The sequence below is a fragment of the Deinococcus carri genome (assembly GCF_039545055.1).
Lineage (GTDB): Bacteria > Deinococcota > Deinococci > Deinococcales > Deinococcaceae > Deinococcus > Deinococcus carri.
Genome location: NZ_BAABRP010000004.1, coordinates 56,956 through 81,298, shown reverse-complemented (window position 1 = coordinate 81,298; position 24,343 = coordinate 56,956). Strand labels below are relative to the sequence as shown.

Annotated in this window: 20 protein-coding genes; 13 read left to right on the top strand and 7 right to left on the bottom strand. The window is 69.6% G+C overall.

What is annotated here, in order from left to right:
* Positions 1-118: 118 nt before the first annotated feature.
* Positions 119-1,522, top strand: coding sequence for a replication initiator protein A (locus ABEA67_RS07780; protein ID WP_345463382.1), 1,404 nt, complete (start codon positions 119-121; stop codon positions 1,520-1,522).
* 5 nt (positions 1,523-1,527) lie between these two features.
* Here the strand turns inward: ABEA67_RS07780 and ABEA67_RS07775 are convergent, their stop codons facing one another.
* The 3 genes from ABEA67_RS07775 to ABEA67_RS07765 form a co-directional block, all read right to left on the bottom strand.
* Entirely contained in the window at positions 1,528-2,163 is a 636-nt protein-coding gene (locus ABEA67_RS07775; protein WP_345463379.1) for a DsbA family oxidoreductase, read from the bottom strand.
* Between the two features lie 152 nt (positions 2,164-2,315).
* Complete coding sequence (locus ABEA67_RS07770) at positions 2,316-2,789, bottom strand: DUF6691 family protein (protein ID WP_345463376.1); 474 nt, start codon at positions 2,787-2,789, stop codon at positions 2,316-2,318.
* Entirely contained in the window at positions 2,786-3,361 is a 576-nt protein-coding gene (locus tag ABEA67_RS07765; RefSeq protein WP_345463373.1) for a YeeE/YedE family protein, read from the bottom strand. The genes ABEA67_RS07770 and ABEA67_RS07765 overlap by 4 nt, the downstream gene beginning before the upstream one ends.
* A gap of 282 nt (positions 3,362-3,643) precedes the next feature.
* Between ABEA67_RS07765 and ABEA67_RS07760 the strand changes: the two genes are divergently transcribed.
* A complete protein-coding gene (locus ABEA67_RS07760; RefSeq protein WP_345463370.1) occupies positions 3,644-5,071 on the top strand; it encodes an aldehyde dehydrogenase family protein in 1,428 nt (475 codons plus the stop codon).
* Between the two features lie 173 nt (positions 5,072-5,244).
* Positions 5,245-5,664, top strand: coding sequence for an HU family DNA-binding protein (locus ABEA67_RS07755; protein ID WP_345463734.1), 420 nt, complete (start codon positions 5,245-5,247; stop codon positions 5,662-5,664).
* Positions 5,665-5,762: 98 nt separating this feature from the next.
* On the opposite strand, the gene ABEA67_RS07750 is transcribed toward ABEA67_RS07755, so the two are convergent.
* From ABEA67_RS07750 to ABEA67_RS07735, 4 genes are read right to left on the bottom strand one after another with little or no spacing between them, the layout of a single operon-like run.
* Positions 5,763-6,761: a serine hydrolase domain-containing protein gene (locus tag ABEA67_RS07750; RefSeq protein WP_345463367.1), complete on the bottom strand. Its 999-nt coding sequence runs from the start codon at positions 6,759-6,761 to the stop codon at positions 5,763-5,765.
* A complete protein-coding gene (murQ, locus tag ABEA67_RS07745) occupies positions 6,758-7,675 on the bottom strand; it encodes an N-acetylmuramic acid 6-phosphate etherase (RefSeq protein ID WP_345463364.1) in 918 nt (305 codons plus the stop codon). Before murQ ends, ABEA67_RS07750 begins: the two co-directional genes overlap by 4 nt.
* Positions 7,672-8,871: an anhydro-N-acetylmuramic acid kinase gene (locus ABEA67_RS07740; RefSeq protein WP_345463361.1), complete on the bottom strand. Its 1,200-nt coding sequence runs from the start codon at positions 8,869-8,871 to the stop codon at positions 7,672-7,674. Before ABEA67_RS07740 ends, murQ begins: the two co-directional genes overlap by 4 nt.
* On the bottom strand, positions 8,868-9,641 hold the full coding sequence (locus ABEA67_RS07735; protein WP_345463358.1) for a GntR family transcriptional regulator: 774 nt from the start codon (positions 9,639-9,641) through the stop codon (positions 8,868-8,870). The genes ABEA67_RS07740 and ABEA67_RS07735 overlap by 4 nt, the downstream gene beginning before the upstream one ends.
* A 116-nt stretch (positions 9,642-9,757) precedes the next feature.
* Between ABEA67_RS07735 and ABEA67_RS07730 the strand changes: the two genes are divergently transcribed.
* The 10 genes from ABEA67_RS07730 (at position 9,758) to ABEA67_RS07685 (ending at position 24,343) form a co-directional block, all read left to right on the top strand.
* Positions 9,758-11,509: an ABC transporter substrate-binding protein gene (locus ABEA67_RS07730; protein WP_345463355.1), complete on the top strand. Its 1,752-nt coding sequence runs from the start codon at positions 9,758-9,760 to the stop codon at positions 11,507-11,509.
* Positions 11,510-11,607: 98 nt separating this feature from the next.
* Positions 11,608-12,579 carry an ABC transporter permease gene (locus tag ABEA67_RS07725; protein ID WP_345463352.1) on the top strand — a complete coding sequence of 324 codons (972 nt, stop codon included), beginning with the start codon at positions 11,608-11,610 and terminating at the stop codon, positions 12,577-12,579.
* 115 nt (positions 12,580-12,694) lie between these two features.
* Positions 12,695-13,786 carry an ABC transporter permease gene (locus ABEA67_RS07720; protein WP_345463350.1) on the top strand — a complete coding sequence of 364 codons (1,092 nt, stop codon included), beginning with the start codon at positions 12,695-12,697 and terminating at the stop codon, positions 13,784-13,786.
* Positions 13,787-13,860: 74 nt separating this feature from the next.
* On the top strand, positions 13,861-15,369 hold the full coding sequence (locus ABEA67_RS07715; protein ID WP_345463347.1) for a family 10 glycosylhydrolase: 1,509 nt from the start codon (positions 13,861-13,863) through the stop codon (positions 15,367-15,369).
* Complete coding sequence (locus ABEA67_RS07710; protein ID WP_345463731.1) at positions 15,366-16,277, top strand: N-acetylglucosamine kinase; 912 nt, start codon at positions 15,366-15,368, stop codon at positions 16,275-16,277. The genes ABEA67_RS07715 and ABEA67_RS07710 overlap by 4 nt, the downstream gene beginning before the upstream one ends.
* Before the next feature lie 647 nt (positions 16,278-16,924).
* Positions 16,925-17,842 carry a hypothetical protein gene (locus ABEA67_RS07705; RefSeq protein WP_345463344.1) on the top strand — a complete coding sequence of 306 codons (918 nt, stop codon included), beginning with the start codon at positions 16,925-16,927 and terminating at the stop codon, positions 17,840-17,842.
* Between the two features lie 251 nt (positions 17,843-18,093).
* Positions 18,094-19,005, top strand: a complete 912-nt coding sequence (locus ABEA67_RS07700; RefSeq protein WP_345463341.1) for a hypothetical protein — start codon at positions 18,094-18,096, stop codon at positions 19,003-19,005.
* Positions 19,002-19,577 carry a hypothetical protein gene (locus ABEA67_RS07695; protein WP_345463338.1) on the top strand — a complete coding sequence of 192 codons (576 nt, stop codon included), beginning with the start codon at positions 19,002-19,004 and terminating at the stop codon, positions 19,575-19,577. The genes ABEA67_RS07700 and ABEA67_RS07695 overlap by 4 nt, the downstream gene beginning before the upstream one ends.
* 94 nt (positions 19,578-19,671) lie before the next feature.
* Positions 19,672-22,710: a hypothetical protein gene (locus ABEA67_RS07690; protein WP_345463335.1), complete on the top strand. Its 3,039-nt coding sequence runs from the start codon at positions 19,672-19,674 to the stop codon at positions 22,708-22,710.
* Positions 22,711-22,780: 70 nt separating this feature from the next.
* Positions 22,781-24,343: a bifunctional metallophosphatase/5'-nucleotidase gene (locus ABEA67_RS07685; RefSeq protein WP_345463728.1), complete on the top strand. Its 1,563-nt coding sequence runs from the start codon at positions 22,781-22,783 to the stop codon at positions 24,341-24,343.

Below are 24,343 nucleotides of genomic sequence, written 5' to 3'. Positions count from 1 at the left end.
TGCGCCGTTTCACCCTAAAAATGCTGTCTGGCACGCGCGGCGAGCCGCCGCTTGTTGTTGATCAACATATAATCTTTTAAAAGATTAAAAGATCTAAAAAACAACAACAGGGGGGACTGTGGCCGAAAAAGGAACCAAACGCTTCGACGAACTCAACATCGCGCGGTTGAGTCTCATCAGCGTTCAGGAACGCATCCCACCCGACTACCGCGACTGGAGCGTGGAGCTGGAAGACGGCGAACGCCGTTACCGCGTCACCTGTCAGGCCATGCCCGAGTACGGGGTGCCCCACGGGATTGACACTGACATCAGCGCGGCGCTGGTGAACCTGTACATCGACCAGGGGGCACCATCAGACGGCAGCGTGACCTGCACGCCCTACCAGCTTCTGCAAATGGCGGGCCTGGACACCAGCGGGCGCTACTACGCGGCGCTCGACGAGAGCCTCAAGCGCCTGCTGACCACGAACTACTTCATCGCGGAAGGCTGGCGCGACCACCCGCGCAAGCGCTGGACCAACGTCAATTTTCGCTACATCGACCGGCTGGAGTTCACCTCGGGCGACGAGAACCGCCTGGATGCCAGCAGCGTCCTGAAAATCACCCTGCCCCAGGAGATTGCCCGCAGCGTGCGTTCCGGCTACCTCAAGCCGCTGGACCTGAGTTTCATGCAGACCCTCCGGCGGCCCCCCACCCGCGCCCTGTACCGCCTGCTCGATTCGCAACGGCGCGACCCCGAAAATCCCGAGCGGGTGTCGATGACGTACGAGGTGGGCCTGATGGAGTGGGCCGAGGCCTGCAAAATCGTGACCGACCGTCCCAGCATGGCGCAGCGCACGCTGGACGCTGCCCACGAGGAACTGCTCGAAAAGGGTTTCCTGAAAAGCGTCGAGTATCTGGGGCGCGGCAAGAAAAAGCTCCTGCATTACACCTTCGGGGAAGCGTTCATCCCCCCGGACCCCCTGCTGGTGCAGAGCCTGGCCGAGATAGGAATTACCCACACCCGCGCGCTGCAACTCGTGCGCGAGCACGGCGAGGCGCTGGTGGAGGACACGCTGTCGCGCTATCAGACCATCGTCTCAGGGGGGTACAAACCCCGCAGCCGACCCGCCTTCTTCGTGGACCTCCTGAAGAACCCAGAGAAGTATCAGACTGGTGAGGGGGCCGTGCTGCCCTCAGAAGGCCCTCAGAAGGCTCAGCAGGGCAGGAAAAAGGGAGAGAGGTCGCAAGAGGCCTCCGAGGGGCCTTCACGGCCCTTACAGGAGGAAGAGGATTCGGACGCTGCCCTGCGTGCCCTCCCGCGTGAGGCCCAGGTCGAGGAGGTGATGCGGACGCTGACATTCCTGCTGCGTAACGACCTGAAGCTGCCGGAACTCGACACCCTGCGTCTCGCGCTCGACGAGGGGCTGGAGGACCCGCTGGACGTGAAAGCCTGGGTTCTGCGCGGCGTGAGCAGCGGGCAAAAGGCCGCCATGATCCGCGACCTGCGTGCCCGCCTCAGTCTGCGGCCACTGCTGCAATAGCTCGCCTAGCGGGGCCGCTTGACCGTCTCGATGCCCGCCCCCGAATGCAGTACCTCGGCGTACAGGTCCCACAGGGTCTGGGCGGCGTCTGCTTCGCGGACAAGCTGCGAGAAGCGCAGGTAGGCGGCGTTCCCGTCGGGGAGCACGAAGGTGGGCGTGCCAAAGACACCCAGCGCCGCTGCATCCCGCAGGTCCTCGGTCAGGGCCTGGCGCAACCCCGCCTCGTCCGCGAGGTCGGCCTCGAAACGGGCCAGGTCGAGGCCGGCTTCCCGGGCCGCCGTGTGGACGGTGTCCCCGTCCAGTTCCGCCCTGCGCTCATGTTTGGCCCGGAAGAGGGCCAGCGTGAAGGCCCAGGCAGCCTCCTCCCCCTGCCGCGCTGCCGCCTGGGCCGCCAGAAAAGCCCGCAGACTGCCCTGCTGCGCCGCGCTCCCCTCGTCGGCCGCCTGCTCGGTCAGCCACCAGGTCGGGGCCTTGCGCTCCGGGTTCTCCGTGTGGTTGCCCTGAACCAGCGAGTAGTGGCGCAGGCGGAAGGGCAGTCCACGTTCACGGCGCAGCACGTCTGCCAGTTCCAGGCCGCGCCAGGCGAAGGGGCACAGGAAGTCGAAGTAGACCTGGGTGGGGGTGGCCGGGGAAGGGGTCATGCCGGGACGCTAACACGTTCGCTCAGGGGATTCAGGAAGCCTTTTCCGCAATCAGGCGCAGCGTCAGCGGCACCACGGCGCGGGGAACCAGACCCCGCGAACAGGGTGCTCGTCACGTGACGAGCAGGGTGGGGCAGTCGGTCGAGGGCCGCCTAATGGGGCAGCTTTTCCCGCAGGACGCCGTACAGGTACGTGCCCAGCAGCGCAAAGGCCAGCACCACCAGCATCGGCCAGATGCCCGCGCCCAGCAGCACGAAGACGGGGCCGGGGCAGACCCCCGCCAGCCCCCAGCCCAGGCCGAAGATCAGGCCGCCGAGGACGTACCGCCGCCAGCCCGGCTCCTTGGGCGTGACGCAAATGCGCTCGCCCCCGCGCGTGTGGCCGAAGCGGCGCAGGAGGGCCGTGGTGACCAGTCCCGTCAGCACCGCCGACCCGATCAGGCCGTACATGTGGAACGACTGGAAGCGGAACATCTCCTGAATGCGGTACCAGCTCGCCGCCTCGCTCTTGACCAGCACCACCCCGAAGAACAGGCCCGCCAGCAGATAGGCCAGCAGGCCGGTGTTCGTGCGCGGGACGGACGCGGATTCCGTGTGAACGCCGGGAATGTGGGGGGCGCGGGTCACCGGATCACCGCCAGGAAGAGGGGCAGCAGCAGATTCGCGCTGAGGATGCCGCCCGCGAAAAAGGCGACGGTGGCGATCAGCGAGGGCTTTTGCAGCGTGCTGAGGCCAGTGATCGCGTGGCCGCTGGTGCAGCCGCCCCCGTAGCGTGTGCCGAAGCCCACCAGCAGGCCGGACAGGGCCAGCAGCGCCCACACCCCCGGCTGCGTGAGGTCGGTCATTTTGGCCGGGACAAGACCGGGCTGCACGGATACGCCCAGGCTGTGCAGCGACCGGAGGGCGGCGGGGCTGAGGTGGGCCGGCTGCGGGTCGGCGAGCCACACCCCCGCCACCAGACCGCCCAGCACCAGCCCGGCGGCGAACATCAGGTTCCACCTCTCGGCCCGCCAGTCGTGGCGGAAGAAGCCGGGCCGGGCACGCTCGGGCAGCAGGATCGCGCAGACATGGCGCAGGTTGCTGGAAATCCCGAAGGAACGGTTGCCCAGCCACAGCAGCAGCGGCACCATCAGGCCGATCAGCGGCCCACCCACGTACCAGGGCCAGGGCGAGCGGAGCAGGTCGAGCAGTTCAGTCATCAGAAACACCTCGGGGCAGCGCGTGAAAGGAACACCCGCCCAGGCTACGGGAAGGGGACGGGAAGGGGGGCTGGCTCAGCCGTGCTGCTTTGCCCCCGTTCCCCTGCATCCCGTCGGCCCGTTCGACCAGTCCGGCCCACCAGCTCACGGTGCGCTCGTAGCCGACGGTGCTGGACGGCACCGCCCCGGGGCCTTGCCGCAGGGAGGGGTTGCGCCTCCCCGTGTCCAGCCAGACGGAATCCGGCCCCCTGCCCGGCGGGCCGCGGGGCGTACAGTAGACCCATGACCACCACCCTGACCCGCGTGCCCCTCCTGATCGGCGGCCAGGCTGTGCAGACGGAAGCCCAGGACAGCGTCGCCAGCCCCTACACCGGCGAGGCGCTGTACCACGTCGCCCGGGCGGACGAGCGTCACCTGCGGCAGGCCATCGCCTCTGCCCAGGCGGCCTTTGCGGAGTACCGCCGCTGGCCCGCGCACCGCCGCGCCGATGCCCTGCGCCGCGCCTCGGCCCTGCTGGCCGAGCGGGCCGATCTGTTTGCCCACACCATCGCCAGCGAGGCCGGGAAGCCGCTCAAGGCCGCCCGTGTGGAGGTGGCGCGCAGTGTGGAGAATCTGGGCTTTGCCGCCGACGAGGCCGCGCAGATGGCCGGGCAGGGCATCCCGCTGGACGCCAGCCGCTTCGGGGAGGGCCGCCTGGGCTTCACCGTGCGCGAGCCGCGCGGCCTGATCGCCGCCATCAGCCCCTTCAACTTCCCGCTGAACCTGGCGCTGCACAAGGTCGGCCCGGCACTGGCGGGCGGCAACACCGTGATTCTGAAACCGGCCCCCCAGACGCCGCTCACCGCCAATCTGATCGGTGAGCTGATCGTGGACGCCGGCTTTCCCGCCGGGGCGCTGAACGTGCTGCACGGCGGCGCGGAACTGGGCGCGGCGCTGACCTCTGCCCCCGAGATCGCGCTGGTGTCCTTTACCGGCAGTCCGCAGGTGGGCGAGATCATCAAGCGCGGCAGCGGCCTCAAGCCCGTGGTGCTGGAGCTGGGCAACAACAGCGCCAACCTCGTGGATGCCGACAGCGACGTGGAACTCGCCGCGCGCAAGCTCGCGCCCGTCAGCTTCGCCTACCAGGGCCAGGTGTGCATTCACCCGCAGCGCCTGATCGTCCACGCCGACGCCTACGACGCCTTCCGCGAAGCCTTCCTGACCGCCGCCCGCGCCCTGGTCGTGGGCGACCCGCTCGACGAGCAGACCGACGTGGGGCCGCTGATCAACCCCGCCTCGCTGACCCGCCTGCAAGGCTGGATTCAGGAGGCCCTGGACCTGGGCGGCCGCCTGCTGCTGGGCGGCACGCCGCAGGGGAACATCCTCCCGCCGACCGTGCTGGAGGACGTGCCGGAAGAGGCCCACCTCGTGCGCGAGGAGGCTTTTGGCCCAGTCGTGGTGCTGTCGCGCGCCGCGAGCTGGTCGGAGGCCATCGCCGCCGCCAACCGCAGCCGCTACGGACTTCAGACCGGCGTCTTTACCCGCAACCTCGGGCACGCCCTGGAAGCCGTGCGCGACATCGAGGCGGGCGGCGTGATCGTGAACGACCCCAGCACCTTCCGGGTGGACCAGATGCCCTACGGCGGCATCAAGGACAGCGGCTTCGGGCGCGAGGGCGCGCGCAGCTCGCTGGAGGAACTGACCTACGTCAAAACCGTCGTGCTCAGTTGAGCTGAACCCGCGCTGGAGCCGCGCGGGGACACGCTTTGGGGTCAAAGTAAGTTGATGAACGTTTGGGAAAATGCCGTGCTGGACGGCAGAAACTGAGATGCTCAGGGCTGGACTGCGTGCTGGAGGGCCTTCGTGCCGGGCAGACCCCCTTCACGGGTGCCCAAACGTATGTCATGCTGCTCACCATGACGAAGAAGTCAACGAAGGCACCGGCCAAGAAGACCGCCGCCAAGGCCCCCGCGCAGGAAGAGGCCAAGCCCAGCCGCAACGCCGGCAAGGAGGGCGGCAGCGGCAAGGTCGCCAAGACCCAGCTCGTGGAGATGGTGGCCGACAAGGCCAACCTGACCAAGAAGCAGAGCGAGGAAGCCGTCAGCGCGATGCTCGGCGTGATCGTGGACGCCATCAAGGGCGGCCAGAGCGTGGGCCTGCCCGGCCTGGGGACGCTGAGCGTCAAGCAGACCGCCGCCCGCACCGGTGTGCGCCCCGGCACCAGCGAGCGCATCCAGATTCCCGCCGGCAAGAAGGTCGCCTTCAAGGTCGCCAGCACCCTCAAGTCCTCGCTGGGCGTCACGGACGACGCGGCCGCCGAATAAGCGAGCAAGTCTGATACCTGCGCCCCCCTGTGGGGCGTTTTTTTTATGGGCTGTGGGCTGTTAGGTTGTGGGATAAAGCTTTTCCTACAGCCCACACCCTACAACCCCGCCAGCAGCGTGTTTCCCACCGCGCGCCGCAACCCCTGGATGTCCAGCGTGCCATGCCGCGAGGGGTGCACGCGGTTGGTCAGCAGCACCCAGGCGAGGCCGCGCGGCGGGTCCACCCACAGCCCGGTGCCCGTGAAGCCGGTGTGCCCGAATGCCTGCGGGCTGGTGAGACTGCCCCCGCTCCAGCCGTGCTGCGCGGCCACGAAGGCGAGGGTGCGGCCCGGCACCTCGGGGCAGGTCGCTGCCGTTTGCGCGGCCGGCGAGAGCCAGCCGCCCCTCAGCAGCCCTTCCGCCTGCGCCAGCACGCCCGCCAGCGTTCCGAACAGGCCCGCGTGGCCCGCCACCCCGCCCAGCGCGAACCCGTTCTCGTCGTGGGTCTCGCCGCGCAACGTCCGCCCGCGCCAGGGGCAGCGTTCGGTGGCGACGGTCGAGGCCGGGTCGGGCGTGAAGGTGAGGCCGGGGTCGAGCGCCAACTCACGCAGGGGCCTGCCGCGCACACGCTCCAGCACGGTGCCCAGCAGGATGTACCCCAGGTCGCTGTACACCACCTCGCCGAGCAGGGTCAGCGGCCAGACTTCCTGCAAGACCCGTGCCCGAATGGTGGCCGCCTCGCCCCAGGTGTAGAGCGGTGCCCAGGCGGGAAGTCCGGCGGTGTGCGTGAGCAGGTGCCGCAGCGTCCGGGTCCTTAGCGGCGTGTCCTGCATCCAGGCGAGGTCCGGCAGGTGGACGGAAAGGGCGTCGTCGAGGTCGAGCAGGCCTTCCTCCACCGCCCGCAGCACCTCCCGCGCGGTGAACAGCGGCTTGGTGAGGCTGGCGAGGTCCCACCAGACGTCTTCTTGCAGGGGCAGACGCTCGGGTTCGGTCGCCGCGTGCCCCAGCACCAGCGTCTCGCGCTGGCCGTCCGCGCCCACCACGCCGAGGGCCGCGCCGCACAGGCCCCCACGCTCCACGGCCTCCGCCAGCAGCTCCCGCGTGCGCCGGGGAATCATCCTTCCCCCAGGGCGGCCCGCGCGTGCCCGCCTGCCGCCGCGAGGCGTGCCCCGGCCTCGGCCGCGCCCAGGCCCAGGCGCAGCATCACCAGGGCCGTCTTCACGCTGCCGCCCGCCTGCTCCAGCGCGGCGCGGGCCTCGGCCTCCGCCGCGCCGGTCGCGTGGCAGGTAAGGCGCACGGCGCGGGCCTCGAGCTTCGCGTTGCTGGCCCTCACGTCCACCATCAGGTTGCCGTACACCTTGCCCAACCGCACCATCAGGGCGCTCGACAGCGTGTTCAGCGCGATCTTCTGGGCGGTTCCGGCCTTCAGGCGCGTGCTGCCGCTGATCACTTCCGGCCCGGTGTCCAGCAGCACGGGGCAGTCGGCGGCGGCGAGCAGGGGCGCGCCGGGGTTGTTGGCAAGCCCCACCGTGAGCGCGCCCAGCGACCGCGCCGCCCTCACCGCGCCCAGCACGTAGGGCGTCGTGCCGCTGGCGGCGACCGCGATCAGCACGTCCCCCGGCCCCACCCCCGCCCCGCACACGTCCGCGCGGCCCGCCTCCGCGTCGTCCTCCGCGCCCTCCACCGCCTGCCGGATGGCCCGCTCGCCCCCGGCGATCAGCGGCACGGCCCGCTCGGGCGGCCAGGAGAAGGTCGGCGTGAGTTCGGTGGCGTCCAGCACCCCCAGCCGCCCACTGGTGCCCGCACCCACATACACCAGCCGCCCGCCGCGTTCCAGCCGGGGCAGCGCGGCCTCCACCACCCCGGCGAGGGCGGGGGCCGCCGCGCGCACAGCCTCCACCGCCGCGCGCTGGTCGTCGGCCAAGGCCTGCACCAGCGCCAGCGGGTCCAGCCGGTCGAGGTCGGGATGGTCGGGATGGACGCCTTCTGTCCGGCGCGTGTCGGGCAGGGGAGAGGAGGGGGGCATCGTCATGCGGGGTTCTCCGGGAGGGGTGGGGGAAGGAGATATTTTCCGGCGCTCACGGCGTGGCGTGCGCCCGTGGTATGGGGGAGGGTGTTCGCCCAGCCCTGCGCGTGGGCGTAGCCCAGGAACGCGAAGGCCGCCGCCTCCCGCGTGGCATCGGTAAAGCCCTGGCTGGCCCAGCCGACCTCCGCAAAGGTCAGGACCGGGACGGGGGAGAGGGCTGCCCGCAGCGCCGCGAGCAGCGCCGGATTGCGCGCCCCGCCGCCCGCGACCACCACCTCGTCAAGGCCATGTGGCGCGATCCAGCGGATATAGGCGTCCGCGACGGTGCGCGCGGTGAAGGCGGCAGCGGTCGCCGCGAGGTCCGGCACGCTCAGGTCGGCCACGTGGGGCAGGCGGGCCAGCGTCCAGGTTTCCCGCCCGGTGGCCTTGGGAGGCGGAACCTGCAATTCAGGGTGCGCGAGCCAGGCGGCCAGGGTCTCCGGGTGGACCGTGCCCGCCGCCGCCAGCCGCCCGCCCTCGTCGCAGGGTTGCCCCACGCGGGCGGCCACCTCGTCCAGCAGGCAGTTGGCGGGGCCGGTGTCAAAGGCGCGCACGCCCGCCCGGTCCGCGCCCGGCAGGAAGGTCAGGTTGCTGATGCCGCCGAGGTTGTGAAGGGCGCGCCGCACCCCCGCTTCCGCGAACAGCGCCCAGTCCGCGAAGGGAACCAGCGGTGCGCCCAGGCCGCCCGCCGCCATATCCGCCGGGCGGAAGTCGGCCACGACAGGTTTGCCGGTGCGTTCCGCAATCAGCGCCGCCTCCCCCAGTTGCAGCGTCGCGGGCCGCGCCCAGCCGCGCGCCGGGTCGGGCCGGGGATGATGCTGCACCGTCTGCCCGTGCGAGGCAATCAGGTCCGCGTGGGGGGCGAGCGGAAGGGCCGCCTCGGCCAGCGCCTCCCCCAGCCACCAGTGCAGCCCCGTGAGGTCGGCGGTGTGCGCCTCGCCGCGCATGGCGGCCAGCACCGCCTCCCGTAGTTCGGGGGAGAAGGGCGTGAAGACGTGCTCCACGACCCGCCCGCGCGGCACCCTGCCGGGCAGCGCCGGGAACGCACCCCCCGCCCCCAGCGCGGGCCAGCCGGGCAGCTCCAGCAGCGCGGCGTCGATGCCGTCGGCGCTCGTGCCGCTCATCAGGCCCAGGATGCGGGGGGTCGCAGAACGGGAGATCATGGCTGCCCCTCGCCGTGCAGTTCCATCACGAAGTCGTAGCGGTCGCCGCGGTAGTGGGCGCGGGCGTGCTCCACCGGCTGTCCCGCCGCCGTCCATGAGACGCGCTCGGTGGCGAGCAGGGCCGCGCCGGGCGGCACGTGCAGCCATCCAGCCATCTGCTCCCCCGCGTTCACCGCCCGCAGGTGCCGCACCGCCCGCACCGGACTCAGCCCCCGAGCGGCCAGGAGCGCGTACAGACTGGCGTCGGTCACGTCGGCGTCGCTCAGCAGCCCGGTCAGCGCGGCGGGCAGCGTGCTTTCCTCCACGGCCAGCGGTTCGCCGTCCGCCGTTCGCAAGCGGCGCAGGCGGTACACGCGGTCCTGCGGCGAGAGGGCCAGCGTCATCGCCTCCTGCGGGGTGGGGCGGGCGCACTCGAAGGAGAGGACCCGCGCCCCCGGCGTCTGCCCGCGCGAGCGCACATCCTCGGAAAAGCCCGTCAGCAGGCCCAGGGGCCGGGCGGCCAGCGCCGGGGCGGGCGGATTTACGAAGGTGCCGCTCCCGTGCCGCCGCGTCAGCAAGCCCTGCTGGGCCAGCAGCGCCAGCGCCTGCCGCACCGTCACGCGCGACACCCCCAGCGCCCCAGCGAGGTCCCGTTCGGCGGGCAGGGCCGTTCCGCCCTCCAGCCTGCCGTTCTCGATGCGGGCGGCGAGGCCGTGCGCCACCTGCACGTAAACCGGCGTGGCACTCGCGGGGTCCAGCGGGATGGCCCAGGGCGGGGAGGAGGCGGACATCCCCCCAACCGTACCACTTCAGGACCACTGGGCAACAGACCTTGAATTGGCCTTGAAGTGGTTCTATGCTGGAGCGGTATCTCGCCCACAATTCGCCCCCATCCGGAGGTTCACCCATGCTCAAGCGCACCCTTCCTCTCGTCACGCTCGCACTCCTCGGCGGTGCCCTCGCCGCGCCCAAAAAGGTCACGGGGTACGGCGGCCTCGGCGTGGTGGACGGCAAGCCCGGCGGCACCTACACCCTGGTGCTGGGCGACAGCCCGCAGAGCCTGAACTACTACGGCGTCATCGACAACAACCTGGGCCTGCTCGCCCAGCAGATGTTCGACGGCCTGGTCGAGTTCAACTACGCCTCCTACAAGGTCGAACCCGCGCTGGCCGAGTCCTGGGTGGTCAGTCCCGACGGCAAGGTCTACACCTTCAAGCTGCGCCAGGGCGTGAAGTGGAGCGACGGGCAGACCTTCGACGCCGACGACGTGGTCTTCACCTACGACCAGATCATCATGAACCCCGAGGCGCGCGCCGGGGACGCCGCCAACTTCAAGCTCGACGGCAAGCCGGTGCAGGTGAAGAAGGTGGACGCGAACACGGTGCAGTTCATCCTGCCGCGCCCCAGCCCGGCCTTTTTGCTCCAGATGCGCAGCTTCATCATGCCCAAGCACAGGCTGCTGAAGTTCTCGCAGGAGGGCGGAGCCAAGCCCGCCGACATTAACAACGCCTGGCCTAGCAACGTCAACGAGGCCGAGGTGGTCGGCACCGGTCCCTTCAAGCTCAGCAACTACACCGCCGGGCAGAAGGTCACGCTGGTGAAGAACCCCAACTACTGGAAGGTGGACGGCCGGGGGACCAAGCTGCCCTACCTCGACCGCCTCGAATTCCTGATCATCCGCGACCCGCAGGCCCAGGTCGCGCAGTTCCTGGCCGGGAACGTGGACCAGCTCAACATCTCGGGGGCACAGTTCCCCGACCTCAAGCAGCGGGAGGTGTCGGGCGCGCCCTTCAAGGTGATGCGCTCCACGGCGCTGTTCGGCAGCCCGCCCTTCGTCGCCTACAACTTCGACGCCAAGGACCCGGCGCTCGCCAAGGTCTTCAGCGACGCCCGCTTCCGCCGCGCGATGCAGAGCGCCCTGAACCGCGACCGCATCATCGACACTGTGTACAACGGCCTGGCGAGCCTGCCCGGCCACGGCGTCGCGCCCGTCAACAAGGAGTGGTACACCAACACCACTAAGCAACTTGGCACCTTCGACCTCAAGGCGGCGGCGGCGGCGCTGGACGCCCTGGGTCTCAAGGACACCAACGGCGACGGCGTCCGCGAGATCAGCCGGGGCAAGAACCTGGAGTTCGATCTCACCTACGCCACCGACTCCAGCGTGTACCCGGCCATCGCCACCATCCTCCAGAACGACTTTTCCAAGATCGGCGTGAAGGTGAACCTGAAGGGCATCCTCGCCAAGAACCTGCTTTCCACCGGGCAGAGCGGTAACTGGGAGATGATCCTGCACGCCTTCGGGGACCAGCCCGACCCTGAACTGCGCAAGCCCATCTGGCAGCCCGGCGGCGCGCTGTACTACTGGCACCGCAGCCTGATGCCCGCCCAGGACGGCGGCAAGCCCAACCTGGCCCGCATGGCCCCCTGGGAAAAGGAGATCTACAACATCTTCGACGACGCGGCCACCACCACCGACCGCAGCAAGCGCAAGGCCCTCTACACCCGCTGGCAACTGCTGTTCGCCCAGAACCTGCCCGTCACACCCATCGCCAAACCCGAGAACATCGGTGCAGTCAGCAACAAGTACGGCAACTACATCTACAACCTGGGCGTGATTCCGGGCTACAACCCGGTGCCGCTGATCTACCAGAAGTAAGTGGGCAGTGGGTTGTAGGTTGTGGGAAAAGCACGGCTGGGGCGTACGGCCAAAGCTGAAGCTCCTACAGCCCACTGCCCACACCCTACAACCCCCTTATGCTGACCTATACCCTGCGCCGAATCCTCGGCATGATTCCCACCCTGCTGATCATCAGCGCCGTGTGTTTCGCGGTGATCAAGCTTCAGCCGGGCAGCTTTACCGACCAGTACCTCGAAGACCCACGCTTTACCCGCGAGACGGCGGAGGCGATCAGCCGTCAACTGGGCCTGGATCAGCCCGCCATCGTGCAGTACGGGCGCTGGCTGTGGGGCGTGGTGACGCGGCTGGACTTCGGCTACTCCTTCCTGCAAAACCGCCCGGTGGTCAGCGTCATAGGTGATCTGCTGGGCTGGACAGTGTTCCTGAGTCTGATCACGCTGCTGTTCTCCTGGCTGGTCGCCGTGCCGCTGGGCCTCTACACCGCCTTCAACCGGCACGGCCTCGCGGCGGGCGTGGCGAACTTTCTGGGCTATGTCGGCCTCGCCATTCCCGACTTTCTGGCCGCGCTGCTGCTGGTCGCGCTGGTGCTGCAACTGGGGGGCACCAACGTGGGCGGCCTCTTCAGCCCGGCGTATATCGACGCGCCCTGGTCGTGGGCGAGGGTGGCGGACCTGCTGAAGCACCTGTGGATTCCCGTCCTCGCCCTGGGACTGGAGGGGGTCGCGGGCCTGATGCGGCAGATGCGGGCCTCCACCCTGGACGTGCTGACCCAGGACTACATCCGCACCGCGCGGGCCAAGGGCCTCCCGCAGCACCGCGTGATCTGGCGGCACGCCGTCCGCAACGCGATCAATCCCCTGATCAGCCTGGCGGGCCTGAGCCTCCCGGCCCTGATCAGCGGCACCATCATCGTGAGCATCGTCCTGAGCCTGCCCACCATCGGCCCCCTGCTGTACGACAGCCTGATCAACAAGGACCAGTACACGGCCCTGACCCTGCTGATGCTGAGTGCGTTCCTGCTGCTGGTGGGCAACCTGCTGGCGGACCTGGCGCTGGCGTGGGCGGACCCGCGTGTGAGGTACACGTGAAGGGGTTAGTGGTGAGTGGTCCGTGGTTAGTGGGAGCTTTGGCTTTTGCTCCCCGCCTCCGCTGCGCTTTTTCCACTTCCCACTTCCCACTCACCACTGACCACCGGGGGCATCCATGACCACCCTCCCCGCCCCCACTTCCACCCCCTCACCCTGGGTGCTCGCGTGGCGGCGCTATCGCAAGTCGCGGCTGGGGGTCATCGGGGGATGGCTGCTGGTGCTGCTGTATGCCTCGGCGTTGTTCGCGCCCTTTCTGGCCCCGTACAACATCACCGCGCAGCACGAGGGCCTGAGCTACCAGCCGCCACAACAGTTGCACATCGTCCACGAGGGGCACCTGCGTTCGCCGTTCGTCTACGGGTTCAAACAGGAGCGCGACCCGGTCACGTTCGCCCGCAAGAACGTGGAGGACCGCGAGAACCCGATTCCCGTGCGTCTGTTCGTGCGGGGGGAGCCGTACCGCTTTCTGGGCGTGCCCACGAATCTGCACCTCTTCGGCGTGCCGGAAGGCTCGTACTTCTTCCCGCTGGGCACCGACCAGCTGGGCCGCGACCTGCTCTCGCGCACACTGGTGGGCGGGCAGGTCAGCCTGACGGTGGGCGTGATCGGCGTGCTGATTTCCTTTGCCATCGGCATTCTGCTGGGGGGCGTCAGCGGGTATTTCGGCGGGTGGGTGGACAACCTGATTCAGCGGGTGGTGGAGGTGCTGCTGAGCTTTCCGCGCCTGCCGATTCTGCTGGCGCTGTCCACGCTGATTCCGGCGCGCTGGCCGTCCACCTGGGTCTATCTCGGGATCGTCGCCGTGCTGGCCCTGATCGGCTGGGCGGGGCTGGCGCGGGTGGTGCGCGGGCAGGTGCTGGCGGCGCGGGGGCTGGAGTACGTGACCGCCGCGCAGGCCATCGGCGCGCGTGACCTGCGGGTGATCCTGCGCCACATCACGCCGAACCTGAGTTCCTTCCTGGTCGTGACGGCCACGCTGGCGCTGCCCGGCTACATCCTGGGCGAGAGCGCGCTGAGCTTCCTGGGGCTGGGCATCAAGGAACCCATGACCTCCTGGGGCCTGCTGCTCAAGGACGCGCAGAACTTCCAGACGCTGCGCCTGTATCCCTGGCTGCTGATTCCGGGCCTGTTCATCTTCCTGGCGGTGCTGGCCTTCAACTTCTTCGGGGACGCGCTGCGCGACGCGGCGGATACCCAGAGCCGGTAAAACGCCGGGCCGGTAAGCGCAGGGCCGCTGACGCCCCTCCATCACACCTCGCCGCCCATGCTGGGGAGACCACCATGAAGACTGCCCTGCTTTCCGCTCTGCTCGCCGCGTCCCTGGCCGGGGCGCAGCCCGTGCCGATTCCCGCCAGCGCCCCGCTCGAACTGCGCGGGTTGTGGGTGGACGCCTTCGGCCCCGGCCTCAAGACGCCCGCCGAGATTGACCGGCTGGTGTCGGACGCTCGCGCCATGAACGTGAACGTGCTGTTCGCGCAGGTGGGCCGCCGCGGCGACTGCTACTGCAACCGCGCCGCCATGCCGCGCACCGACGACCCCGCCGTGCCGGAGGGCTTCGACCCCCTGGCGTACCTGATCGAAAAGGCGCACCCCCTGGGCATCCAGGTCCACGCCTGGATCATCACGACGGCCATCTGGAACTCGCCCACGCCGCCGAAAAGTCCGGACCACGCCTTCAACCTCCACGGCCCCGACAGACAGGGCCGCGACAACTGGCTGATGAAGAAGTTCGACGGCACGGTCAAGGGCGGCGCGGACTGGATCCTCGACCCCGGCCACCCCGACGCCGCCGAGTACATCAGGAACATGTACGTCAGCGTCGTGAAAAATTACGATGTGGACGGCATCCAGTTCGACCGCGTGCGCTACCCCGACTACAACCCGGTGGGCGGCCCCAATGGCTGGGGCTACAACGAGACGGCGCTGGAGCGGTACCGCGCCGAGACGGGTGCCCAGGGCACGCCCGCCCCCGAGGATCCCGCCTGGGCCGTGTGGCGGCGCACCCAGGTCACGAATCTGGTGCGCGACACGGCGCTGGCGGTCAAGGCCGTGCGGCCCGACGTGAGCGTGAACGCCGCGACCATCACCTACGGGGCCGGGCCGACCACCGACGAGGGCTTCCGAGCGACTCGCACCTACAACGAGGTCTTGCAGGACTGGGCCACCTGGGTGCGCGAGGGCTACCTCGACGTGAACGTGATGATGAACTACAAGCGCGACTTCGTGCCCGAGCAGGCGGGGTGGTTCAACACCTGGGCGGCCTACGCGGCGGGCCTGAAGGTGCGCGCGCCGTGGGCCACCCAGGTCAGCGGCGCGGCCATCTACCTCAACGACCCGCGCAGCACGCTGGCCCAGGTTCGCAAGACACGCAGCAGCGGCCTGGGCTGGGCCGGGTACTCCTACCGCACCCCCACCGCCGACGTGAACGCGGGCAAACGCACGACCGCCGACGCCCTGCCCGAACTCATCCTGACCCTGGCGGGGCCGGGCGGTCCCTTCGCCGCGCCCGCCCGCTGGGTGCGGCCCGACCCGCAGACTTTCCGAGCGATTCGCGGCACGTTGACGGCGGCGTCCGGTCCCCTGGGCGGGCGCGAGGTGTGCCTGCTGGACGAGGGGGGCCGCGAACTCGCCCGCACAACCACGAACGCGGCGGGTGGCTACGGCTTCCTGCGCGTGCCCGGACGGGCCGTGCGTGTGGCGGCAGGCGGGGTGTCCAGTGAGGTACACAGTGACCTCGTGACTGCCTCGGCCGGCCGCGTGACCGACCTCGCGCCGCTGGCCCTGCCCTGAGGCGGCCGCTTGTTTCCCCTCAGTCTCTCCTCGCGCTGGGACTGGATGCCGGGGGCAGCGGCACGCAGTGGGCGCTGGTCCGGGGGGATGAGGGGCTGGCCGGGGGGGTGGCCCCACCCCTCACCGCCGCGCTGCTGTCCACCGAACTGGGGAGAGCGGCCCTCGCGGCCCTGGCAGAAGCTCTCCCCGCCCGGCCCGACCTGCTGCACGCCGGTCTGCCCGGCCTGAGTGCCGGGACACCGTTCGCGGCTGTCGTCAGCGACACGTTGGCCCAGACCTTCGGCCTGCCCGCCGCACGGGTGAGCGTGGAGGGCGACCTCGACCTCGCCTACCGCGCCCACCTCGCGCCGGGGGCGGGCATTCTGCTGTACGCGGGGACGGGCAGTATCGCCTATCACGTCGCCGGGGACGGAGTGGTGTTCCGGGCAGGGGGCCGCGGCTACCGCCTGGGGGACGACGGAGGCGGCTTCAGCCTGGGGCGGGCGGCCCTGCGCTGGGTGACAGACGCGCTGGATGCCGGGGAGGTGCCGTCCTCGCCGCTGGCCGAAGAACTCGCCGCGCTCACGGGCGGCCTGGACTGGGACACGCTGCGGGCCTTCGCCTACGGCAGGCCGGGGGCCGCCGCCATTGCCTCCCTCGCGCCCGCCGTGGGCCGCGCCGCCGACCGGGGGGACGTGGTAGCCGCGCACCTGCTGGACGAGGCGTCCCGCTCGCTCGCGGACCTGGCGCGGCGGGTGCAGGGGCGGGCCGGTCTCCTGCCGGTCACGGCGACGGGGGGCGCACTCCGGGTCAGCCCACTGTTTCCCGCCGCGCTGGTCCGCCAGCTTCCCGGCGTCACGGTGGCGTGGCGGGACCATGCGGAGACGGCGGCCCGCTTTGCCCTAGCCCATAACGGGACAGCGCGCTAGGAACGGTTTTGGGCGTCGCCCAGAAAGGTTCGGCAACCTTTCTGGGCCGAACAGAGTGAGAACCCGTAATGAGGGCGGCGCTCCGTAGAGTTGTCGCCCGAGACATGCGGCAACGCACCTGAGCGCCGCCTTGGCCCAGAGAAATCTATGAGGGCAAGGTCCATTCAACATGAATATGGCGTTTCTCAGCCCATAAGAGACGTTAATTGCAGAAAGCCTTTCCTGGAGAGGCTTTTTCCTTCTCCTGCCTTCCACTCACATGAGGGTGTCTTCAAAAATTAACGCCTCCTGGGTGTCCTGACATTCCTTCCTTTCGCTAAGCAGGGGTGGTGGCAGGTGTTTCCCGCGAGGCCGAGCCACAGCGCAATAGCGTGCAGGACGCATTTCCCCGTTTGATAGCTCCCTGGGAAAGCTGGGGTGGGGGCGGGTGCACGGGCTTTCTGAGCGGTGAGACACCCGGTGAGGACTTTATGTGGATTTTAACCGGGCTGTAACGCGCTGTTCATTACCCTGACGGCGCACGCAGGAAACGGAGCGCAGACGTGCAGAGGTTCTTGCAAGGGGGACGATGCGCAGAGATCAGGCCCAGGGGGGGTTCGGTTTACCGGCAGATCACCGCGAGCAGGGAAGGAAAAGGGGAAAAGAACATGCGTAAATTCTGGATGACCGCCGCACTGATGACGCTCGCCGTTGCCAGCGCCCAGACCATCACCACCAGCCCCAAGTCCGGGGAAACCGGCGGGCCGGACGCCGTTGCGACAGGCACCACGACCGCCAGTGTGACGCAGACCGTCAACCTCAAACTGCCGCAGGCGACCGCGCTTCACCTCGACGCCACGCAACTGACCTTCGACATCTCGCAACTGGCGAACCAGGACGGCACCTGGTACTGCGCCTACGGCAAGGGGAACGGGACGGACGTCGATTCCCAGCTCGGCACCGACTTCTGGAACCAGACCCAGACCCTGCCGCTGGGCACCAAGTACATCCCGGATGCCAACACCTTCGGCAAGGTCAGCATCGACGGCGGAGCCAAGGTCACCTCGTACCCGCCGGTCACGCAGGCGAGCGCGGGGGCCGAGGTGGACAACGCCAGCAAGGCCTACTTCGTGTGCTACCGGAGCTTCATCATCCAGAAATTCTCCAACGTGGGCAACTTCAAGCTCAGCGTGAGCCGCAACACCCCGACCGGTGCCAACGCCGATATGGGCCGCCAGATGATGTACATCCAGGACAACCCCTGTGACACCTGGGGCGAGGGGACCGGCCTCTACCGGCTGCCCGTCGGCGCGACGCGCGAGCTGATTCCCATGCGGCTGACCCAGGGCACCACCGGCGCACGCGCGGCGGGCAACGTCACCTTCACCGACAAGACGGTGACCAGCAACGCGACCAAGTTCTGCCGCCAGAACACCAGCTGGCTCGACGATCTGGTCGTGATCGCGGTGGTCGTGGACGGCGACAAGGCGGGCGACAACAACGCCATCCTGACCTACACGCTGGAATCCAAGGCCTCGGCCTTCGTGATCGGTGACTCGGACGCCACCACGGCCAGCAAGCCCTGAACTCCGGGGGACGGCGTCCGCGTGGGCGTCGTCCCTTTTCTGCTGCCGTTCCCGTTTCGAACGGATTCCGGCCCCAGCCGTTCTCCTGCGGGAAAGCGCCGAAGGCTCATTTCATTCTGGAATCCGTCCCCTTTCCTTCCAGCCGGGTTTCGCAGTTGTTGCATCACTGTTCAACCGGAATCCGTTTCAGGTCTTTCCCCTGATTCCACCCGCGCGCCCCGCCCCACCCCCTGACCTGACCCGGAGGCCTCATGCGTCCCCTTGCCCGTCTGCTTCCCCTGCTGCTTTCCCTGCTGCCCGCGACTGCGGCCGCACAGGCCACGGTCGGGGTCGACCCGATCACCAAGCTCTTTAGCGCCGCGCCCGGCCAGGCGATCACCCAGGTCCTGAACATCTACAACCCCAACAGCACGGCCCAGAAGCTGCGGATCGTCGCGTACCTCTCGGACATGAACATCGGTGAGACGGGCGAAACCGAGTTTCCGCCGGTAGGGACCGTCAAGGAAAGCAGCGCCCCCTGGACCACCTTCACGCCCTCCGAGATCGAGCTGGGCGGCCTGGAAACCAAGCAGGTCCGCTACACCATTCAGATTCCGCCGAACGCTGCGCCCGGCACCCACTGGGCCATGCTGATGTTCGAGGCCCAGGACCCGGCGGCGGTTCCCGGCAAGACGCTCGCCTCCTTCCGGTTGCGGGTGGCGCACACCATGTACGTGAATGTGCAGCCCATCAAGGCCGAGGGCAGCATCACCGGGATTTTTGATGCCCCCCCCAAAAACGAGACGGATATTTATCAACTGGCCGTGCAGTACGCCAACACCGGCAACGCCGCCACCGGGGTGCGGGGCCGGGTCGAACTGCGCGACGCCAGGGGCGACCTCGTGGCGACCCTCCCGCTGGAACTGACCGTGGCGCTGCCGGGCCGCACGGTGCTGCTCAAGTCGGCCTGGGCCGGACCCGTGCCCAAAGGGCAGTACAGCGCCCTGGTCATCCTGAACAACGGCGACAAGAACAAGGACATCCTGGGCGAGCATGTGGTGACCCTGCCCTTTGACCTCAAGGCCCGCTCTCAGGCCGCCACACCTGCCGCCGCGCCCGCCGCCACACCTGCACCCGCCACGGCCCCGGCGGGCACCACGGGAGGGCCGGGAGGCAAGCCGTGAGCCGCGCACGCCCGCTGCCCACCGCCCGGCTGTCCGCGCTGCTGCTGGCCCTGCTGCTGACGGGTGGCCGCGCCCAGGGCACCCTGCCGGGCGTGCCCCCGCTGCCCGGTGTGCCGCTGCCCGGTAGCCCGGCCCCCGCCCCGGCGGAAACGGACGCGGCCGTGCGCCCCCTGATCCCGGATGTGATTTCCATTCGCCGACCGGGAACCCCCGTGACCTTTGAGATCAATCCGGCCAACTATCCGCCCGCCCAGTTCCCGGTGCGCTACCTGTCGGCCCCGCAGGCCTTCAGCGTGTTTTCCAATGCGTCCCGGCCCTGGACCGTGCAGATGGAGGTGCGTACCCAGCCCGACGCCCAGGGCCGCGCGCTGCCCAGCCAGCAACTGCACTACCGCGTCAACGACGGTCCCTGGACCGAGGTGACCGGCACGCCGCAGGTGGTCCTGAGCAATGTCGGGCCGTCGCTGGGCTGGCTGCCGCTGAAGATCGAGTTCGCGCTGGACCTGACCGGCGCGGAGGCGGGCGGGGCCTACGCCTTCGACGTGGCCTTTACGGCCCTGGTTTTGCCCTGAGGCTGCGTTTCCCGGTCTGGCCCTGATGATCTGGCCCTGAGCTGTTGTCCTGAGTCCGCGGTCCCCGCTGCCCCACGGGGAAGGAGTTCTCTGCATGTCCCGCCGCCTCACCCTGCTGGCGCTGCTGCTGCTCGCCCCACCCGCCCTGCCGCCGCTGACGGCCCTGGCGCAGTCGGCGGGCCTGACCGTGACGGCCCCGGCGACCCGTGAGGCGCTGCCGGACGGCTACGCCACGCTGACCTTCACGGTGCAGGGCCAGGGCGAATACGTGTTCGAGGTGCTGAGTCCGGCCGGCTGGGAGCCGGTCACGCGCACCCGCACCCTGCAACTGGGCGGCAGCACGCTGATCCCGGTGACCCTGCGGGTTCCGGCCCTGGCCCCGGCGGGCGAGTCCCCCCCGATTGTGCTGCGGGCGCTGCGGGGCGGCAGCGAGGTGGCGCGGACCCAGGCGGCGGTGCGGGTGTTGCCGCGGGCGCGCGTCGCCCTGCGCAGCCCGCCGCTGATCACGGGAACACCCGGCCAGATCCTGAGTTTTCCGCTGGAGGTCACGAACCTGGGCAACCAGACCGACACGGTGCGCCTGAGCGTCACCAACGTGGACCGTCGCCCCCAGCTCAGCGCGAACGAGGTCACGCTGCAACCCGGCGAAACCCGCACGGTGACCGTCTCCCTCAAGCTCGACAGCGTCTCCGAGGGCTACCGCTACATCTTCTTCCTGGAGGCCGTGTCCTCGCATGATCCGGAGGCCGTGGCACGCACGCGTACCGACAGCACCTTTACCTCGCTGGCCGGGCGCAGTGCGGCGGCCATCGAGGGACCGCGCCTGATCTTCAGCGTGCATTCGGCGGTCGAGGCGGGCGCGGACTGGTCCCCGGCGGGCCGCAGCACCTACCTGCGCTATGCCCTCCAGCCCAGCGTCGCCGGCCAGCTTTCCGACTACGTGAAGGGCGGGGCCAGCGTCTCCGGCCTGGACGGCAGCCTGGACCGGCCGCTGCCGAGCAACCTTACTTTTGGACTGCGGCTGGACGGCAAACGCTGGTCCCTGAGTCTGGACGGGGGCCGGGACAGCTTCGGCGTGAGCGCCGTGGTGCTGGCCGGGAAGTGGCGGCTCAGCCCGCGCGCCCAGTACCGCGCCCTGCCGGACGGGCGGCTCTACGGCGCGGGACTGGGAGCCAGCACGCCGCTGGCGGGCGGCACGCTGGACATCGACGCCGCGACCAGCGGCCTGAGTGTGGCGGGCCAGAGCCGCCGCACCGACACGCTGGGCGTGCGCTATGGCCGCCGCCTGTCCCCGAACCTGGGTCTGAACCTGGGCCTGAGCGGCGTGGGTTTCAGCACCGAGGGCCGCTACCAGGGCACCCTGTTCGGCACCGAGCAGCTCACCTACGCCACCCCCACCTTCGACCTGACCCAGACCTACAGCGGGAGTCTGGCGGGGATACATACCTTCGGGCTGTCGGGGGGCCTCAGCAGTCTGCGGCCCTTTGGGGTCCGGGCGGCGGCCAGCGTGCAGCTTCAGCCCGGCGGCCTGCTCTGGAACGCTTCGGGCCTGCTGCTCTACAGCGGTCAGGGCGGCCTGGGGGCCAGCCTCTCGGGGCGCGTGCAGGGGGGCACGGTGCCGGAAACGGCCACCGCCTGGCAGGTCACGGCGGGCATCACGCCCCCGGCCTTTCGGGTGCGGAGCGGCTCGCTGGTCACCTCGGCGGCCTACACCCTGGCCTCCGACGACGATACGCCAGGCGCGCTGGCCCAGACGCTGGACGCCAGCGCCGCCCTGAGCGTGGGGACACTACGCGCCTCCGGCTCGGCGCAGTGGGCACGCGACCCGGCCCCCACCGGCGTGAACCGCGACCGGCTGTTTTTCGGCCTGACCGGCGAATATGCCTGGAACCGCAACACCTTCACGGCGCAGTACAGCTACGAGCGCCGGACCGGGCTGGCCCTCGCTGGAAATGGCCTGGGCATCACGCACGCGCTGGCCTTGTCGTGGACGCGGGACTGGAACGACCGCTTCAGCACCCGGCTGGACTACAGCCACGCCTCGCTGACCCTGGGCGAGAGCGTGCGCTCGCCCGATCAACTCGGCCTGACCTTCGGCGTCCGGGACGTGGGGCTGCCGGGCCTGAACCTCAGTGCCGGATACCGCCTCTACGCCCCGAACGGGCTGGCGGCGGGTGGCCTGACCCAGGGCGTCCGGGTCGGCGTGACCTACGACTTGACGCGGGTGCTCGCCACGCCCGACCTGCTGGTCCGGACCTTCGGGGGCCGCATCGGTGGGGAGGTGCAGGGCGTGCTGTACCGCGACAGCAACCTGAACGGCCAGCGCGACGAGGGCGAGGCGGGGCTGCCGGGCGTGACCGTGCGGGTGGGCACGGCCAGCGGCGTGTCGGACGCGCAGGGCCGCTACCGCGTGCGCGCTCCGGTGGGGGCCTACCCGCTCGCCTTCCCGGCGGGGTTGCCCGCCACCCTGGAGGCCCTCTCCACCCCGACTGTGAAGGTCACCGAGAACGGGCGGACCGAGCAGAACGTCGCCTTTGCGCCGGTCGTGAACCTGGAGGTGCTGATCTTCCACGACGCCGACCGGAGCGGCACCCCCGGTGCGGGCGAGGAGGCCATCCCCTACGCGGGCGTGATCCTGTCGGGGGCGGTGAGCCGCAACGTGCAGGCCGACAGCCGCGGCTACCTGCGCCTGGGCACGCTCCCACCGGGCACCTACACCCTGGCCCTGAACCCCGCCAACCTCCCCGAGGGCTATGTCCCCACCGGGCAGGCCGTCCGGCTGGAACTGCGGGCGGGCGAGCGGCCCCCCAGCGTGTCGCTGGGAGCCACGTTGCCGCCCCGCCAGGCCGTCACGACCTACACGAGCGGCACGCTGGCCGTGCTGGGCCGCCTCTCGCCGGGCACGGCGGTTCCGGCGGGCCAGGTGCACCTGACCGTGCAGGCCCCCGGCGCGCGCACCCTGCGGGTGGAGATGCTGGGCCAGACCCTGACCCCCACCCTCAATGCCGGGCGGGCCGAACTGGACTTCACCGTCCCGGCGGGCACGGCCCCCGGCACCTACGACGTGACCCTCACGGCCACGGGCGACACGGGAAGCAAGACGTCCATCCTCAAGCTGCTCGTGGTCCGCTGAAGGCTCCTGCGGGGGGAGGAGACCGCAGGCTGACCACTTCCCGCCTTCCACCCTTTATGATAAAGGCGTGATGAAATTCTGGCTGCTTTCTGCCGCACTGCTCGGCTCCGTGGCGGGCGCTGCGCCCCTGACCGTGACGATTCTCCACACCGACGATCTGCACGGTCACCTCGACCCAGTCAAGATTGGCCAGGGCACCTACGGCGGCTACGCCCGCCAGACGGCGCTGGTCCGCAGTTACGCCGCGCAGGACCCCAACCCGCTGGTACTCTCGGGCGGCGACACCTTCCAGGGCACCCTGTTCTACAACGTCTACCAGGGCCTGGCCGACGTGCTGTTCATGAACTTCCAGGGCTACCAGGCGATGGCGGTCGGCAACCACGAGTTCGACAACGGCCCCGAGGCGCTGGCCCGCTTTGCCCAGAAGGCCCGGTTCCCGCTGCTGGCCGCCAACCTCGACGTGAGCCAGGAAGCCAGCCTGAAGGACCTGATCAAGCCCTACGCCGTGCTGAACGTGGGCGGGCAGAAGGTCGGCCTGATCGGTGCCGTGACGCCCGACCTGCCGCTGATCAGCTCCCCCGGCGACCGGGTGAAGATGCTGGAACTGATGCAGAGCCTGCGCAACAGCGTGCAGGCGCTCCAGGGCCAGGGCATCAACAAGGTGATTCTGCTCTCGCACCTGGGTTACACCCTGGAGCAGGAAGTCGCCCGCACCGTGCCGGGCATCGACGTGATCGTGGGCGGGCACAGCCACACGCTGCTGGGCACCTTCGACAACAAGGACTTCCCGACCCCCGAAGGCCCCTACCCCACCGTCGTGCAGAACCCCGACGGCAACAGGACACTGCTGGTCGCCGCCTGGGAATGGGGCAAGGTGCTGGGCCGCCTCAAGGTCACGTTCGACGACAACGGGGCCGTGACGGCCTACGAGGGCAACCCCATCGCGGTGTCCGCCGACCTGCCGGAAGACCCCACCGCCAAGCGCATGATCGAGACGCTCAGCGTGCCCATCGCCAACCTGCGCCGTCAGGTGATCGGCAACACTGTGCAGGGCCTCAACGGCAACCGCGAGATCGTCCGCAAGCGCGAGAGCGGCATGGCGAACGTGCTGGCCGACGCCGCCCTGGAGGCCGCGCAGAAGGCCGGGGCGCAGATCGCCTTTGTCAACGGCGGCGGCGTGCGCTCCAGCATCGACGCGGGGCCGATCACCTTCGAGGAAGCGATCACGGTGCAGCCCTTCGGCAACACCCTGACGGTGCTCGACCTGACCGGCGCGGAGATCAAGCGGGCGCTCGAACACGGCGTCGCCACCTGGAGCGAGAACAAGGGCCAGTTCCTGCACGTCTCCAAGGGCATGAGCTACACCTTCGACCTCTCCAAGCCCGCCGGCAGCCGCGTGACTGCCGTCACCTTCAATGGTCAGCCCCTCGACGACAACAAGACCTATACGGTCGCCATGAACACCTTCACCGCGAATGGCGGCGACGGCTTCGACGTGTTCAAGAACGCCAAGGGCCGCCGCCTCGACACCGGCACCCTCGACATCGACATCCTGGTCAACTACTTCAAGGCGCACCCCACGGTCGATGCCCAGCCCGAGGGCCGCATCGTGATTCAGAACGAGCCGAAGTAA